The organism is Yersinia similis (assembly GCF_001053095.1).
In the GTDB taxonomy this organism is placed as follows: Bacteria; Pseudomonadota; Gammaproteobacteria; order Enterobacterales; family Enterobacteriaceae; genus Yersinia; species Yersinia similis.
This window is the reverse complement of the sequence record NZ_CGBP01000015.1, coordinates 59,726-77,298: the sequence shown is the minus strand read 5'-3', so window position 1 is coordinate 77,298 and position 17,573 is coordinate 59,726. Positions and strand designations below refer to the sequence as shown.

Genomic DNA, 17,573 nt, shown 5'->3' with positions numbered 1-17,573 from the left:
GTAAGACTCTCATGGCAGCAAAACCATACCCGCCAGCGTCAATCCTGCTGCGGTACCAATAAGCATCACCGGTTTACCCGGCAAAAAGCGCCCGCTCATCACTGCGGCATGTAATGCGGTCGGTATTGATGCCGCCACCTGGTTACCATGCTCTCGATAGATATCCACCAGCACATCTGTTGGCACATGTAAACGTTTGCGCATATGTGCCAGCGATAAATGGCTCGCCTGATGTGGAACCACAGTGGCAATATCCGCCAACGTCAGCCCACTTTTTTTCAATAGACGCTGAAAATAATCTTCGATGACGCCCGAGGCTTGTCGAAACAACTTCTTCCCCTGCATATGAAATAAAAAATCGTTGTTATCCATACCTGAGCGAGGGTTGCATCGTGTGCCACCCGCCCGAATCTCACATAACTCACTGCCCGTAGGATACATTTCAACCAAACTAGCCAATATGCCACTGCCGCCATCTCCTCGTTCCACAATGGCACATGCAGCACCATCACCGAAGATCAGCGAAGACTCCTCATCATTCCAATCAATACCTCGTGATGCTAGATCGGCTGAAACAATAGCGATACGTTGATAAGTTCCGGCATTCAGTAGCCCCGCAGCCACCTGTAATGCGGAAATAAAACTCACGCAACTGCTATTGATATCAAACCCAGCAATGCCGGGTGCCAAACCCGCTATTTTGAGAATATGTACCGCTGTGCACGGTAGGGCCTGGTAGGCAATAGCCGAGGCTGATATTAATAAATCGATTGAGGAGGGATTGATCTCATGCCGCTCAAGGGCATCATGCAGTGCTGCTGCTGCTAACTCAGCCTGGTTAGCATCTGACGTCGCATGATAGCGATGTCGGACGCCAGAACGTTGTTCTACATAACCGACAGGCTTATTGAGTTTACGATCCAACGTCGAGGATTCCACCCTATCAGGGGGTAACGATACCCCTGTGGCGATAATTTTGAACGCCAGATGAGGTGCTGAAGTTAATGATGTCGACATGGAAAGATAGATACCTTTTTAACGCTTGAGAAGTGAATTGCCAGTAAGTGGCCGGGGAGAAATCTCCCTTTGACTGCCCCTAAATTTATTGGGGAACGGAAATGGTCAAACCTGCTAGTGAGCGACTAGAATACCTGTTTGGCGCTTAAAGGTGCAGATGGAAAACACTATTTCAGATAATTCCCCTATTATTAGAATGGGGACTACCTGAATATACCTAGCTTTTCTCGGCAAACACCAACTCCCTCCTACCGTCACTATCCTATCCTGACGCATCAATGGCATCAATGGCATCAATAAGCATAGATACAACACAGAAATAAAGAGTGTGAAATTATACAACGCAAGAAAAACGGTTAAATATAAGTAATGAAGCGGGCAATTCATTAAATCAAGGCAATCATTAAATCAAAATGGAATCCAGCATGGAACCCTATCATAGAGGGGAGCCACAAAATCAACCCACTTAATTATTAATAATTCACATATCATTGTTATATAATGCATTTACACCAACAGGTCTATTGCAATAAGGTTGTTAAAGGGTGTGCTAATGACAAATAATTGGATTAACATAATAATACTGATGATAGAGAACATCATTCAGATGAATAGCAAAAACAATATCTATAAAGAATTGATTAATCAAAATAACTATTACACAAGGATGATGTTATGGTCTTAATTAAGTCCACACCACGAAAATTGACCCACAGAAAAAACAGACCCCCTTCCCCATTCACCTACACCTACACCTACACCTACACCTCTCAGGTTATACCTTCCTCATTCTCATTTACCCAAACTATAGAAACTACCGAAATGATGGGGCCTCAGTCGTGGGATAAAAATCATCTATCCAGTTGGCCGTTGTTACATGTAATAGATAGACAAAATTTATCTGCTCGGGCCCGAGCTCCTCTTCCAGAGATATTAACATCGCCCATGCCCTGCTCTGGAGAACCACTTTACTATGCGCAGTGTCAACAAACGCTCAGTACTCCTCCCCTGACAATGGCGACAAAATTAGTACAGCGTTATCAAGAGGGTGCCCTCGATATCTCTCGCAGTAGAAGCTGCTCAGAAGGATATTCATCACTAACTGATAATGAGGAATGCCAACACTACGCTATCTATGAAAAAGACGGCGAGTTCTCGGTCGGTATTGGGTTAGCGGCACTGATAACTGTCTATCCTAATTATGTTCACATACGTTACCAGCAGCAAAATGATCATGACGATAGTTTTAGTGGTGAACAATTTCAAGAGCGTGTTTGGTTATCCCCCGACATCGTCGGTAATATCTCATCCGCACTGGCGAGTATCCCGATTAAAGAGTGGCGAGCTTATGGTCTCAGCCAATTGGAACTGGCTCATCTCTTCCATAACCCGACGTACCACACTGCCCCCGGCACTGAGCTACTGCAAATTTTCCTTCCACTGCATGAATATCGGCTCAATCACGGCAGCGTGATAATACGCAGTTTGCTTCCTTCCCACTTACCCCAACTTCTTACGATGCTGCATCAATGTGACAGTGGCCAATATGACAATGCCCCCTCTATCTATAAGCCATCGACCTGTGAACCATCTGTTTGTGAACCATCTATTTGTAAACCATATAGTTATGGACAACCTAACGGTGAATATGATGAAAATCTTCAATGTGACCATCATCAAAATAGGCAGATGCAACCGCAAATAGAAAGAAGCGCCATCGAAATGCAGATACGGCAAACTGACCCTGCTATTTTCTGTGATCGGGTAACAAAAACCGTTAATGAAATCAGACAAGGTAAATATCAGAAAGCCCTTTTATCGCGCCAGATACCGCTGCCAGATAACATTAATTTACTCGCGAGCTACCAACGTGGGCGCATAAATAACACATCGGCACGCTCCTATGCTTTCCGGATGCAAGGATTTGAATTAATGGGCTTTAGCTCAGCGCCTGCCGTGACTGTCTCAGCCAATGGCTGTCTGAACACCCAACTTTTAACCGATACACATGCACCGTCGCCAGACCAAACTCAATCAGTGCCGCTTCATCATGAATTACGGGTCAATACTAAAGATATCGCTGAACATACCAGCTCAATCCACGCTGTTGTTGCAACGCTAACATCAATCTGTGTACCGGGTTCGGTTGCCATTGCTCCGTATATGAAGGTGCTTACTCGCGGTAAGGTGCAATATCTCACCTCCAGTCTGCAAGGCCAGCTACAAAAAGGTGTCAGCCACTGGCAAGCTATTCAATCCCTGCATTCTCTAGCTGCCGGTATTCCTAAAGATCATCTGATGCAAGCAACTCTTGGGCATGAATCGGAATCATCGGGGTCCTATAGTAGCAACGTGCTAATGGTTGACAGCAATGGCGCATTGGATGCAATGCTGGTTTTAGGGAGCCTGTACCGTAAGAATAAAATATTTGGGTTACAAGCCGGAACCGAAATCACCCACCAAGCTGAACCACTGCGCGAGCTAGAAGAGACTCATGAGAAGTTGATAGCTATTGCCCGTTATCTGGTGCTGCAAACAGTAGTGACCGATTAACACCGCAGCCGCCCATTACTACAAACCATCATAAAACAGGAAGCCCATACTCGGTTGATGCTCACAATGTCACTTTGTGAGCACAGCGTTAACTATAACAGCATGATTTATCATAAAAATATGACTGACAATAAATACCAGGTTGCTATAACGACTGTGATAATTACTGCTCTAGCGGCCTGGCACTAACGTTACCCACAGCAAATAGCTATCGGCAGCAAGCGGTTGTAATTGCCCTGCTTTTATCGTCGGTAACCACCAGCAACCTTGTTGAGCCTTCAACTGATGTGTTTCTGTGTGGCAGATAAGCCACTCGCCTTTGACGACATAAACCAATCCTCCGTAGGAGGCGGGTAATTGCTGACCTGAGCTTACAGAACTGACCATGGCCTGCCAGCAGCCACGACGCGTCATAATATTGAAATCCTGACTGCTCCCCCCCAATAACCGGCCATTAACGGGAACGTCTCCAGGGAAAGCAAACGTCTGTAAAGGATTTGAGAGTTTATGTACCCCTAATCCTGGGCTGGATAATACGATGCCATCGCCGTTAAGTAAGGTGATGGAACGGTCAATATCAGGGTAAAGTGAGAACGGACCATCCTGCTCAATCGTTGCGATACTGGCACGCCATGCAAAGTCATCACCGCCGACAGGCCAACACGCAATTTCACGGGTTTCGCCGCCACCATTTCGCCAACGGCTGATGGGCAGCCCGGCAAAATCAAAAACGGTAAAGCTCATCAGACCTCCTATTGGCAGGCTTTTAGTACATTCAGAAAAGCTTGCGCACTTTGCTGTTGCAATGAATGATATCTATCCACGATTACCGCCCTGCCTGCCACATAAACATCTCGAATTTGCGATTTCCCCCCCGCAAATAACCATCTATTCAACAAAGATACCGATCTTGTCCCAGCAATATAAGGATCATCACCATCGAGCACTAACCAATCAGCACGGTAACCTACGGCTAACTGGCTAATTTGACGCCCGCAAGCCTGACGCCCTCCAGCTAAAGCTTGGCTGTACAATAGATCCGCCACCGCGGGTTGCTGTTCGCAGGCCAAACGGTTACGCCGTTGATCACGCAAGCGTTGCCCATATTCCAACCAACGTAGCTCTTCCACAACATCCAGCGAAACGTGGCTATCAGAACCGATCCCCCAGCGGCCCTGATGATGTATATAGTCAACACCAGGAAAAATACCATCGCCCAAATTAGCTTCTGTCGTTGGACACAACCCGGCAACAGCCTGACTATCCGCTAACATAACCAATTCTGACGTATCTAAATGTGTCGCATGAACAAGGCACCAGCGGCTATCGACCGGTAAATGATCATACAGCCAGGCAACCGGACGCTGGCCACACCACGCCAAGCAATCGTTAACTTCTTTCTGCTGTTCAGCTATATGAATATGTACCGGCAACTGTTTATCAGATGCGTGTAAAATCTGCTGCATTTGACTTAACTCAACAGCACGCAATGAGTGGAAACATAAACCCTGATTTTGTAAGGGCTGATTAGCCAACTGCCGACGGATAACCTGCTGCTGTCTAAGATAACTCTCGGTGTCCTGAATAAAACGGCTCTGACCTTGCTGTGCGGGTTGAGCACCAAATCCCGCGTAGCTATACAGCACTGGCAATAAAGTCATTCCGATCCCAGCGTCTTGCGCCGCCTGACTCAATTGTGCCGTCATTTCCCCAGGGTCATTGTAAGGGGAACCATCAGGGCTATGATGTAAATAGTGAAATTCAGCGACTTGGGTATACCCGCCTTTCAACATTTCGATATAAAGTTGTCGGGCAATAATACCAACCTGTTCCGGTGTCAGTTGTTGCACCAGCCGATACATGAGATCCCGCCAAGTCCAAAAGCTATCTTGTGGATCACCGGCCACTTCTGCCAGACCCGACATCATGCGCTGAAAAGCATGAGAGTGCAGATTAGGCATACCAGGTAATATTGGCCCAGATAAAATCTGACAACCGCTGCTGCTACTGCCAATGCTGATACGCTGTATATCCCCCTGCCCATCTACCGCAATTTGCACGTCTGTAGCCCATCCATCAGGTAAAAAAGCACGCTTGGTAAAATAAACTGGCATCGCGATACCCCAATATTTTTGTTCAGAGTCAAACGCACTCAGCAGCTGCGTCAATTAATTAAATCGCTTACTTGTATATACATATACATACGCTAAATTCAACCGTAGACTTAGCATATAAATATTTTATTTGACGAGGTTAACGCCGTGGCAGAACAATCAACGGTTTTACAATTGAGCGCAGCAATGGACGACATTCCTGCGCCAATTTACCAGCGGGTTAAATTGGCCATTATTCGCCAGATCAGAACAGGGACCTGGCAATCCCATCAGCGCGTGCCATCAGAAAGTGAACTGGTGACCGCGTTAGGGGTCAGCCGTATGACGATCAACCGTGCTCTACGTGAACTCACCAACGAAGGTTTCCTTATCCGCATGCAAGGTGTCGGTACTTTCGTTGCTGAAGCGAAAGCCCACAGCGCCTTACTTGAAGTTCATAATATTGCCGATGAAATCGCCGCCCGTGGTCACTGTCATAGCAGTAAAGTTCTGCATCTGGAGGCTCGCCCTGCAAGCCCCGAAGAAGCCATCGCATTAGGCATCCAACCTAGCCAACAACTGTTCTACTCACAAATAGTGCACTATGAAAATGATTTCCCCGTTCAGGTTGAAAACCGTTGCGTAAACCCAAGTACCGCCCCCGAATATATGAAACAGGATTTCAACCAAATCACTCCGTACAGCTACCTGACACAAGCCGCCCCGCTCACCGAAGGTGAACACATCGTCGAAGCCGTAATGCCAAGCCCAATTGAGCGACAACTACTGGCGCTGGGTGAACATGAACCTTGTTTGTTGATCCGCCGTAGAACCTGGTATGGAAAAGCCATCGTCACCGCCGCTCAATTGCTCTATCCAGGCCCTCGTTATCAACTCTATGGTCGTTTTACCCCACAAGGTACGGTGACGTCCTGATCAATTTTATTTCTCTGCGAGAACTGCGAAGTGTTACGCAATTGTGAATTCGCTATCTTGCTGATAGTAAATTTATAGGCTAGGTTGTCCATGATTGTATATACAAGTTGGTTTCGTTCACCCAGTAAATGATTCGGGTGACAAATCTACCGGGAGCAGATTTGAACGCTGCTTGCAGCGGCCTCGCAGAGGTGAGTCCCATGGATGGGCCGAGTAACGAGTGCAGCTAACACCGCGGCAACGTCAAGTTAAGAAGGGAAAGGGGAACGAAATGGCATCAGTAACTCACTGTGACAGCTTATGGTACGGGGCCGATATCGTCACGATGCGCGGGGGAAACTATCAGTTGATACCACAAGGGGCAATTGCTGTCACTGGCGATAAGATAGTCTGGATTGGGCCACACGCCGAATTACCGCCTATTCATGCTGCGCGTCAGGTCGTATTTGAAGGTGGTATTATTACCCCTGGATTGATTGACTGTCACACCCACCTCGTGTTTGGCGGTGATCGTAGTAATGAATTTGAGCAACGCCTTAACGGGGTCAGCTATGCCGAAATCGCGGCTAATGGCGGTGGTATTATTTCAACCGTCAGAGCCACACGCCAAGCTAGCGAACAGCAACTACTGGAACAAGCCCTATTTCGTCTGAAGCCCTTGCTTGCTGAAGGGGTGACCACGGTTGAGATTAAGTCTGGCTATGGCCTTAATCTTGAAAGTGAAATAAAAATGTTGCGGGTGGCCCGCCGATTGGGGGAGTTACTGCCTATTGACGTCAAAACAACTTGTTTGGCCGCTCATGCAATACCGCCAGAGTTTATAGGGCAGCCTGATGATTATATTGATGTCGTATGTAATAGCATTATCCCTCATGTGGCAGATGAAAACTTAGCCGATGCCGTGGATGCATTTTGCGAACATTTAGCTTTTTCACCAGCTCAAGTTGAGCGAGTATTTTTAGCCGCACAAAAAGCCGGACTACCTGTCAAACTACACGCAGAGCAGCTCTCTGCTCTCCGTGGCGCGACGCTGGCCGCTAAATTCCATGCGATATCGGCAGACCATCTGGAGTACGCGACCGAATCTGATGTCCAAGCCATGGCAGATGCTAGCACTGTCGCAGTCTTGCTACCAGGTGCCTATTACCTATTGCGGGAAACACAATGTCCCCCAGTTGATCTGTTCCGCCAGTATAAGGTCCCTATGGCACTGGCCAGTGATGCCAACCCAGGAACATCTCCGGTACTTTCTTTACGCTTGATGCTCAATATGGCTTGCACGTTATTCCGTATGACACCAGAAGAAGCATTGGCTGGTGTGACTTGCCACGCAGCTCAAGCTCTTGGTGTACAACAGACTCAAGGCACGTTGGAGACAGGGAAACTGGCTAACTGGGTGCATTGGCCATTATCACACCCAGCCGAGTTAGCTTATTGGTTAGGGGGGCAATTACCCGCCACTGTAGTATTCCGAGGAGAAGTACGCCCATGAATTTAACCAACTCTTACTACTTTCAGGGTGGAAAACTGCCTTTACTCATCAGCATTCCACATGCAGGTACACGTCTTACTCCCGCAGTTGAAGCTGGCCTGACGGCAGCAGCACGCCCTTTATCCGATACAGATTGGCATATTCCTCGTCTCTATGACTTTGCCCGTGAGATGGGAGCCAGTGTCTTAATCGGCCAGTATTCCCGCTTGGTGGTCGATCTTAACCGCCCGCAAGATGATCAACCACTATATGCGACTGCAACCACCGGGCTATTCCCCGAAACACTGTTTGATGGGCGCGCTTGTTTTGAAGTAGGTAAAATACCTTCACCGAATGAGCGGCAATCCTACTTAACGCATATCTGGCTGCCTTATCATCAGCGGCTTCAGCAGGAACTTGCCAGACTAAATGCGCAATTTGGCTATGCACTGCTTCTAGACGCACACTCTATTGCTTCCGTTATTCCCCGGTTGTTTGATGGACAACTTCCTGATTTGAACATAGGCACTAACGACAATGCCAGTTGCTCACTTTCGTTAACTGAACAGCTCACTGCGTGCTGTCAGCGTCAAACGGCATTCAGTCACGTACTCAATGGCCGCTTTAAAGGCGGGTATATCACTCGCACATATGGATTGCCACAAAACCACCACCATGCGGTACAACTAGAATTAGCGCAGTTAAACTATATGTCGGAGAGTGAGCCTTACGCTTATCGGCCTGATCGAGCCATTCATTTACAGCAATTGCTCCAGCAGTTCATCACAACCATGCTGACGTGGGGTGAGCAAACTTACCGTTGATAGCACGCCTATTATTTGATTACTTGACGTTAGAGATGTTACAGCCTTGACTTGGCAAAGTGTGAACGGCTGATTCTCATGCTGATCAACACCACTCCAACAATGAGCACCCGATGAAGTGGTTTAAAGTTCACAGTAAAAAGGTGGGGTTTCCCCCGCTTTTCAGACTGCTGACAAACCCCGATGACTCAATCTTGAACGGTGAGGATAGGCAGAGGAGTAAAGCGTCCGCGCCAAGGATGGCGCGGCTCGAGCCTACATGGATGTATTTACGGCGTCTTTACGATCTGCCTGTTCTCTCCGTCGCGGGCACTTTGTCAATAACCTCAAAGGCGGGGTTTCCCCCGCCTTTCTATCTTTCTATTTCACCTGTTTCCGACACAGAAAAGGGTAATAACACCAATATTCATAACGACTTAGTTCTACTGCTTAGAACCGGTAAGTCAGGTTTACTGCGACGACATCATCTGTATTCAAGCCTAATGGGTTCTTATCGTTATCCAATAAGTTAATCTTATAATCAACATAGGTGAACATGTTCTTGTTGAAATAGTAAGTCACACCGATTTCTGCATATTTCACCAGATCAGTATCCCCGACCCCCGCTAGATCCTTGCCTTTAGATTGTATATAGGCAAGAGACGGGCGAATACCATTCTCAAACTGATATTGAGCGACCAACTCTACGTTTTGGGTTTTGTTCGCGATCAGTTTTTTGTACGGCGTCATATTCAGTGTTTCGCCATATATTGCTGCAATATATGCCTGATTGGCATCGTATTTTAGCCCAGTAGCCCAAGCTTGAGCTTTGTCACCAGTGGCACTGTTCGCTAATTCTTTCTGGCCCTCGGTACGATTAGACGACGAGTATGCGCCCGCAAAACTGACGCCGCTGCTCTGAATGTTTTGATAATTAAAAGACAAACCGAAACCATCACCATTGGCCTTTTGGATAGAACGCTCATTTTTAGTAGCATCACCGTCTTCGTTACGGCCCTGATACTGAGCTGCAACTTTCAAGCCTTCCACAAGTCCGAAGAAGTTATTGTTACGGTATGTTGCCAGACCAGTCGAGCGGGCCGTCATATAGTTATCCGTAGCCGCCATGGAATCACCACCGAATTCAGGCAACATATCGGTATAAGACAGCACGTCATAGACAACGCCATAGTTACGGCCATAATCGAAAGAGCCGTAATCAGCTAACCTCAGGCCCGCAAAGCCCAAGCGGGTTTTATTGCCCTTGTCACCCTGAGATTCTGTGTTGTTTGCTGCAATATTATATTCCCACTGACCGAAACCGGTTAACTCGCTATTTATTTTTGTCTCGCCCTTGAAACCAATACGTACATAAGTTGCATCTTCATTACTTTGTTTTTTAAATAGGTACTTCGCGGCAACCCGACCATAAAAATCCAGCTTATTGCCATCTTTATTATAAATTTCTGCCGCACTTGAAAGGCCTGGGATTATACCCAGCATGACTGCCAAAGCCATCGCGATGTTTTTCATTATTATTTTCCTTTTAATTTTTATAACACTAACCTCAGAGTTCGTTAATGTTTAATCTCATGATGAAATTTTAGTTTTGTTGTGTATAGAACTATCTGCAAAGCAAAAAAACATTACCATTAAGGTGTGTGCAATTAAAAACCGAATAGAAATAAGTGTTATCTCACGCAACAAAGTAATTGTAATAAAAAATTACAAACAACATAACACATTGTTATTTAATTGATTAACTGATTTTTCCTGGTTTTTTACGTTATAACGATGAATATAACGTAATAATTTAAAGCCATTAACTTAGTTTGTCACATTAGATGATTAAATTAAAATAACAAGCAACAAAAAATGCTTACTCATTTGTTTTTCCTAAGTAAAGTTTTTATTTTTAGTATTTTCATAAAGACTGACAATTAATATTTACTCATGTTTCACGTCAATATAAAAACAAAACATCAGTTTTTTTTATACATTAATTACCACTGCCGATGATATTTTATCCAACAGTAGATAATTCACATGCGTCACATAAATTCAGATGAAAACAACAATGAAACTCATTAGCCAAATGAATAAAAAAACAAGTAGCCTTTTCTAACAATTCGTTATTTTCGAACTATAAAAGAAATTCATTTGAAATTAGATTAATTATTACTATTTGTATGGGTATAGTTTCAGGGAACCGTCCACATATGTATTGGCCGCCCCAACAAGCTCATGCAATCGGTAATTCACTTTCACACATTTCTACCAACATCATCCCAGCCCGCAATCCCAATGAAACCTGTGGATTTGGAAACAAGATCCACTCATAGGGATGTTCAACCCGATAGTTATCATTGGGTTGTTCTGTAAGTAGAGTGCCTTGTGCGAAGCGGGTGAAATTTACCGTATCCTCATCCACCCGTAGTTTAAAATCAGGGTGTTGCCTAAGCAGTGATTTAATAACCCGATAGAACTTCATGTTCTCTGTCGTACGTGCAGGCAAGGCACCATCACTGGCTAAGGAACGTAATCCTTGGGTGATCGCACTGAATTGTGATAATTGATTCTCACCAAAAGGTAATGCTTTGCCTAACTCCAACGTACAACTGGCTGCCTGACAGCGCTCACTGCTGAAGTGGGTGAATGTCCCTCCTGCAGAGGTGTGCATAACCAGAGCCTCCAGTTCGATGTCCCGCAACCAACGAAACATAGCTGCGGAATAAGGGGTGTGCTGATAGGGTAACAAACCAAAGCGAGTATGATAGGCCCCCCGAATTGCGGTGTGTAAATCATAATGCAAGCGCTCCGATGTGCTACTTGCCTGGAAAAATGCCACCACCAGTTGCTCCAGAGTACTAGCCCGTCGCGTCTCATCACTGGGTGTATAGTGCTGATAACGTCCACCAAACATACGGTTAATGTCATCGCTGAGGTACCGCTTCCCTTTGCGGATAGCCGGTGGGTTTCCCAATAACACTAACAGACGAACGCCCAGCGGCAATTGACCCGCTAACAAATCGGTAACTAATTGATGCAAAATTTCAATGGGTGCCGTTTCATTGCCGTGGATACCGGCAGAGATCACCACCGATTGTGTGTAACTGCGGCGCGGAACCAGTGTCAAGACCCCCTCACCCAGCCATTGCCATCTCAGATTAACTGTTTCACCCTGCATGACTTGTGGGGGGTTACCCGATAGTGTTACCGCCAAAAAATCCAGCATTATCGTTCCTATCTATTTGTTCGATAACTGACAAGCTTTATAACTGATGAACTTTATAGCTGATAAGCTCAGTCACTGACCCGTTCTGTCATTCGCTAATAGCAACAAAGGCTAATAGCTGCAAAGGGTAATCGCAACAAAGGCTAATCGCGCTGGAACGGATACACCGATCCCAGATTGAGGATTCGCGTCAGTTCATCCAATGCTTGTCGCCCTTCTTGTAACAAGTGCGGATCTGCCAAATCTTTAAACTCTAGGTGATCCCGATAATGTTGATCGACCCAATTATTCAACGTGACAAACAGTGCTGGTGACAGCATCGCCCGGCTGTTAACTGCCTGTAACTCAGCATCATTCAAGACCACCCGCAACCGTAAACAGGCCGGGCCACCGCCATTACGCATACTCTCTCTCAGAGAAAAAACACGGAGTTCATCAATCGGCCCATCACCGCTGACCAACTCAGACAAATACCGCCATACGCTGGGGTTATCTTGTGACTCCTGCGGAATAACCAGCAACATTTTGCCATTAGCCTTATGCAATAATTGGCTATTAAACAGATAGGTTGACACGGCATCAGCAACAGAAACTTCGGTTTCAGGCACTTCAATATTGACTAATTGTTGTTCCAAGCATGCCATTTTGCGGCGAATATCGTCCATGACCTGTGTATTCGATAAAAAAGCCAACTCATGATGGAATAATACGTTGCGGTTACTGACTGCGATCACATCGTTGTGGAAGACGCCTTGACCGATCACGGCTGGATTTTGTTGCACAAACAAGGTGCGTTTGGGGTCCAACTGATGCAACCGTGCCACCGCCTGGCTGGCTTCACGTGTTTGCCTTGCGGGATAACGGCCAGGAGCCGCCCCGCTCACCATGCCTTGGCAACCATAAACAAACATCTGGATTGCTGGGCTATCGTACTCCCCCCCCAGCCGATTATGGTTCGCCGCCCCTTCATCTCCGAATAACGTAACGGAGGGTAAAGCATCGTGATGAACAAAGTGACGGTGGTTATTGAACACCGCGGGTAACAATATTGCGGTTGTCTCTGCCTCAATTGCCCGATGAAACTTATTATGCAAATTAGCGACGGTAAAATGGACCCGCCCATCAGCACTATCAGCTGACGGTGAAACCGTTGCAGCATTGGCCGTCCACATGGAAGATGCGGAACTCACCGCCGAGAGTAAACGTGGTGCGTTACGTGCAACATTGCTTAAGACCTGTTCATCTGAACCACTGAACCCTAGCCTGCGTAATACACCTATAGCCGGCCGCTCATGAGGGGGAAGAACCCCTTGTTTGTAGCCTAAGTCCGCCAAGGCTTTCATCTTCAATAACCCTTGTTTCGCCGCCAAACGAGGGTTGGAAATACGGTTTTGATGCATGGTTGATGCCTTATTACCAAAGGATAACCCCGCATAATGATGCGTTAGCCCAACCAATCCATCAAAGTTAACTTCATATCCTGCCATTATTTTCTCCACACACGGTTCAGTACGCTTTGGGCAAATCAAAAGAGATACCGGGGGATAATGTTGCGGGTAACGTCAGGTGCTCACATTCCAGCGATGCCATAGGCCACGCACAGTAATCTGCGGCATAAAACGCGCTGGGCCGATGGTTACCCGATGCCCCGACACCGCCAAAGGGGGCAGCACTGGAAGCTCCCGTCAATGGTTTGTTCCAGTTAACAATCCCCGCCCGGGCTTCCAATAATAATTGTTCAAATTGCTGGCGATCTTCAGAGACCAAGCCGACGGCCAGACCAAATCGGGTCTGATTGGCTATTTTCAGCGCCTCGGCAAAGTCTGTGTAGCGGATCACACTGACCAGTGGGCCAAAATACTCCTCGTCTGGTACTTCGCTGACATTGGTAATATCAATAATACCTGGTGTCAGTAGTGCATTTTGGCTATCTGGCCGAGTCATGCTTAATAATGATTCCCCCCCTAACGCCAGCAAATGTTGTTGAGCCGCTAACATACGTTCTGCCGCCTGAGATGAAATAACTGCGCCCATAAAGGGGGCCGGTTGCTCGTCCCAACGGCCGATTCTCAGTGCTTGCGCAATGGCGATAAAGCGCAGTAAAAAAGCATCGCCCTCGGCCCCAGTTTTAACCAGCAAACGACGGGAACAGGTACAGCGCTGGCCGGCGGAAATAAAGGCGGATTGAATGGCAAGATTGACAACTGCATCCCGGTCTTTCACCTGTTCAACGATCAGAGCATTGTTACCGCCCATTTCCAGCGCCAGCATTTTTTCCGGTTGACCCGCCAGTTGACGATGTAAGTGGTAACCGGTATGGGCGCTGCCGGTAAACAGCAGGCCATCAATATCATGCTGGGTAGCCAATGCCTCGCCCGTTTCACGCCCGCCCTGCACCAAATTAAGCACGCCGTCAGGAATACCGGCCTGTTGCCACAATTTGACGGTTTCTTCTGCGGTCCATGGGGTCAACTCGCTGGGTTTGAACACCACGGTATTCCCCGCAAGCAAGGCCGGGACAATATGACCATTGGGCAAATGGCCTGGAAAATTATAGGGGCCAAAGACAGCTAATACGCCATGAGGCCGATGACGTAGCACTGACATACTGTCCCCCATTGGGGTTTGGCTATGGCCGGTGCGGATTTGATAGGCTTGCAAAGAGATAGCCACCTTGCCGATCATCGCCTGCACCTCGGTTAGCGTCTCCCAATATGGCTTGCTGGTTTCCAGACTGATAGTTCGCGCTAATGATTGTTTATGCTGTTCGAGTAAGGCCGCAAACTGCTGTATCACCGTGGCCCGCTGTTCAAGAGAAATTCGTGCCCATGCCGGAAAAGCCGCTCTTGCGGCATGGCAGGCCAGAGTCACATCCGCATGGTCTGCTGCACGCGCCTGCCATAGCCGCTGCTGACTCATAGGATCCTGTTTTTCGAAAGACACACCGTTACCGATGCGCCATTCACCTTGTATAAACAGGGCCGGATGGCTAGACAATACCGCGTTAAACATGACGTGCTGGCTCATCTTTTTGTCTCCGGGGCAAAGAGGCTCACTATTCGAACTGAATCACCGGCAGCAACCCCCAGTGCCTCGGCACTCTCGGGGGTTAAACGCAGCCGTTCGTCGGAGAGATGAGTATTAATTAATATGGCGCGGAAATGGTGATAATGGTCGTTAGCCACGAGATAAAGCCGACCGTTGGGATCGATATCGTAATCCTTGATATCGTAATCCTCGATAACGACAGTACGCTTGCTGCTATCGCGTACCGCACGCACATCATCCGTGTTGGCTTCCAATGTTGGCCCACCATCAAAGATATCCACGTACCCCTGATATTGCAGCCCCTCGGTTTCTAACACTGCACGGGCAGGCGCGGTGTGAGGATGAACCTGACCGATGACAGCGCGGGCTTCTTCCGCCAGAAAATCCACATACAACGGGTGTTTGGGCATCAACTCAGCAATGAAGGCTTTCTGCCCCGTACCACTGAGATAATCTGCTTTCGCAAACTCAATAGAAAAAAAATGACGGCCGACACTCTCCCAAAAGGGTGAACGGCCTTGCTCATCGGTATAACCGCGCATCTCTGCAATCACTTTGCGGGAGAAATGTTGGCGAAACGCAGCAATAAACAAAAAACGCACTTTTGATAAAAAAGGGCCATTTTTGTCCTTACGATAATCAGGATCGAGAAACAGCGTACACAGTTCGCTATACCCCGTGTGATCATTGCTCAAAAACAGTGTCGGCACCGATTTATACACATTGAGTGCTTTGGAGGCGTGCACCAGGGTCCCTACGCGGAAGTTATACCAAGGGTCGTTCAGACCAACAGCGACTTCAATGGCACTGACACCAACAACTTTCTGCTGTTCGCTATCTTCCAATACAAACAGATAGCCCTGTTCGCCTGGATCCAAAGAGCCTTGCCAGGTATTTAATGCCCGTTCTATCCGGGCGGCGAGATGTTGCTCATTTTGTGGTAGGGAGGTCATGCCTACGCCTGTTTTTCCGGCCAGTTCAAAGATATCAGCCAGATCGTGGCGCTCTACCGGGCGCACTTTCATCATATTCAGGTCCCTTGTTTACTGCATAAACGTTACGACGTAACTTTTTGACAAACCTGTTCAATCCCCATGGCGAGTCGAGCTAAGCCTTCTTTAATCTCCTGCAGCGAAATAATCAGTGATGGAGCAAAGCGTACAACGTCAGGGCCAGCAATCAGGGCAATAAGCCCGTATTGAGCGGCGGCCTGAACAATCTCTTTAGATTTGCCCGCATATTGGGCATTGAGCACACACCCGATCAGCAGACCACGCCCGCGGATTTCAGCGAAAACGTTATGCCGGGCATTGATTTCAGCCAGTTCATCGATAAACCACTGGTGGCGTGCTTTAACACCGGCTAATAGCGTAGGTTGATTAATCAATGACAGAACGGTGCCCGCGACGGCACAGGCCAGCGGGTTCCCCCCGAAGGTCGTGCCATGGCTACCGACACTGAGCGCACTGGCATATTTTGTGGTAGTCAGCATTGCGCCAATGGGAAAACCGCCTCCCAACGCTTTGGCACTGGTCAGCACATCTGGGGACACCCCATAGTGCATATAGGCGTAGAGTTCTCCGGTACGCCCCACCCCGGTTTGTACTTCATCAAAAATCAGCAGTGCATTATGGCGATCGCACAGCGCCCGCAAACCGTGCAAGAACTCTTTATCTGCGGGTAGCACGCCGCCCTCACCCTGAATGGGTTCCACAATAACCGCGCAGGTTTGATCGGAAATTAGTTGTTCCGCTGAAGAGAGGTCATTAAAAATACCGTGGCGGATACCACCTGGCAGAGGAGCAAAATCTTGCGAGTATTTAGGCTGCCCACCCGCAGAAACCGTAAACAACGTGCGGCCATGAAACGCATTTCTAAACGCCACGATTTGGTTCTTCTCACCTTGTTGGCCTGGTTTATTGGCAAAATTATCCAGCGCATATTTGCGCGCCAGTTTCAGAGCAGCCTCATTGGCCTCAGCACCGGAATTACAGAAAAACACTTTTTCTGCGAAGGTGGCATCGATCAACTGCTTCGCCAGACGTAATACTGGCTCATTAGTGTAGCCATTGCCCAAATGCCAGACTTTATCAGCCTGCTCAATCAATGCGGCCTTTACTGCCGGGTGCCCATGCCCCAAGGCATTTACCGCGATACCGCCCGCAAAATCGATATACGATTTACCTTGTTGATCCCACAACATCGCCCCTTCACCCCGTACCACGATAAAATCTGCTGGCGCATAGGTGGGTACGATCCATTCATCAAAGGACTGACGAGTGACAGGAATTGGCTGCTCCATATTGCCCCCTTTAATCAGCGTAAATATTAGGTTTAGGGACTCATTATCAGGGTGAATCTCAGCTCCCCAACAAAAAGCGCTTATTCTGTTAACCATAATGAGTGAAATATATTCA

At 47.5% G+C, this 17,573-nt stretch carries 13 protein-coding genes; 4 read left to right on the top strand and 9 right to left on the bottom strand.

Annotated elements, in window-relative coordinates; genetic code table 11:
- Window positions 1–9 precede the first annotated feature (9 nt).
- Window positions 10–1,017 carry a 3-oxoacyl-[acyl-carrier-protein] synthase III C-terminal domain-containing protein gene (locus tag AC971_RS12630; protein WP_025383716.1) on the bottom strand — a complete coding sequence of 336 codons (1,008 nt, stop codon included), beginning with the start codon at window positions 1,015–1,017 and terminating at the stop codon, window positions 10–12.
- Window positions 1,018–1,962: 945 nt separating this feature from the next.
- On the opposite strand from AC971_RS12630, the gene AC971_RS12625 reads away from it, so the two are divergent.
- A complete protein-coding gene (locus AC971_RS12625) occupies window positions 1,963–3,570 on the top strand; it encodes a chorismate-binding protein (RefSeq protein ID WP_025383715.1) in 1,608 nt (535 codons plus the stop codon).
- Window positions 3,571–3,741: 171 nt separating this feature from the next.
- On the opposite strand, the gene AC971_RS12620 is transcribed toward AC971_RS12625, so the two are convergent.
- On the bottom strand, window positions 3,742–4,314 hold the full coding sequence (locus AC971_RS12620; protein WP_025383714.1) for a HutD/Ves family protein: 573 nt from the start codon (window positions 4,312–4,314) through the stop codon (window positions 3,742–3,744).
- 8 nt (window positions 4,315–4,322) lie between these two features.
- Window positions 4,323–5,684 (bottom strand): formimidoylglutamate deiminase, encoded by a 1,362-nt coding sequence (locus AC971_RS12615; RefSeq protein WP_038402680.1) that lies wholly within the window; start codon window positions 5,682–5,684, stop codon window positions 4,323–4,325.
- A 147-nt stretch (window positions 5,685–5,831) separates the two neighbouring features.
- Here AC971_RS12615 and hutC point away from each other — a divergent pair, with 147 nt between their 5' ends.
- The 3 genes from hutC (at window position 5,832) to hutG (ending at window position 8,894) form a co-directional block, all read left to right on the top strand.
- Entirely contained in the window at window positions 5,832–6,599 is a 768-nt protein-coding gene (gene hutC, locus AC971_RS12610) for a histidine utilization repressor (protein ID WP_025383713.1), read from the top strand.
- Window positions 6,600–6,870: 271 nt separating this feature from the next.
- Window positions 6,871–8,091, top strand: a complete 1,221-nt coding sequence (gene hutI / locus AC971_RS12605; RefSeq protein WP_025383712.1) for an imidazolonepropionase — start codon at window positions 6,871–6,873, stop codon at window positions 8,089–8,091.
- The gene (hutG, locus tag AC971_RS12600; protein WP_025383711.1) at window positions 8,088–8,894 is read left to right on the top strand and encodes an N-formylglutamate deformylase; all 807 of its coding nucleotides are present in this window, start codon (window positions 8,088–8,090) and stop codon (window positions 8,892–8,894) included. The genes hutI and hutG overlap by 4 nt, the downstream gene beginning before the upstream one ends.
- 429 nt (window positions 8,895–9,323) lie before the next feature.
- Here the strand turns inward: hutG and AC971_RS12595 are convergent, their stop codons facing one another.
- The 6 genes from AC971_RS12595 to AC971_RS12570 all read right to left on the bottom strand — a co-directional run bounded on the left by AC971_RS12595 (window position 9,324) and on the right by AC971_RS12570 (window position 17,458).
- On the bottom strand, window positions 9,324–10,406 hold the full coding sequence (locus AC971_RS12595; RefSeq protein WP_025383710.1) for a porin: 1,083 nt from the start codon (window positions 10,404–10,406) through the stop codon (window positions 9,324–9,326).
- Window positions 10,407–11,115: 709 nt separating this feature from the next.
- The gene (gene astE / locus AC971_RS12590; protein ID WP_025383709.1) at window positions 11,116–12,108 is read right to left on the bottom strand and encodes a succinylglutamate desuccinylase; all 993 of its coding nucleotides are present in this window, start codon (window positions 12,106–12,108) and stop codon (window positions 11,116–11,118) included.
- A 143-nt stretch (window positions 12,109–12,251) separates the two neighbouring features.
- Window positions 12,252–13,595: an N-succinylarginine dihydrolase gene (gene astB, locus AC971_RS12585; protein ID WP_025383708.1), complete on the bottom strand. Its 1,344-nt coding sequence runs from the start codon at window positions 13,593–13,595 to the stop codon at window positions 12,252–12,254.
- A gap of 19 nt (window positions 13,596–13,614) precedes the next feature.
- Window positions 13,615–15,135 carry a succinylglutamate-semialdehyde dehydrogenase gene (gene astD, locus AC971_RS12580; protein WP_025383707.1) on the bottom strand — a complete coding sequence of 507 codons (1,521 nt, stop codon included), beginning with the start codon at window positions 15,133–15,135 and terminating at the stop codon, window positions 13,615–13,617.
- Window positions 15,132–16,184 carry an arginine N-succinyltransferase gene (gene astA / locus AC971_RS12575; protein ID WP_025383706.1) on the bottom strand — a complete coding sequence of 351 codons (1,053 nt, stop codon included), beginning with the start codon at window positions 16,182–16,184 and terminating at the stop codon, window positions 15,132–15,134. The genes astD and astA overlap by 4 nt, the downstream gene beginning before the upstream one ends.
- Before the next feature lie 29 nt (window positions 16,185–16,213).
- A complete protein-coding gene (locus AC971_RS12570; protein ID WP_025383705.1) occupies window positions 16,214–17,458 on the bottom strand; it encodes an aspartate aminotransferase family protein in 1,245 nt (414 codons plus the stop codon).
- Between the last annotated feature and the right edge of the window lie 115 nt (window positions 17,459–17,573).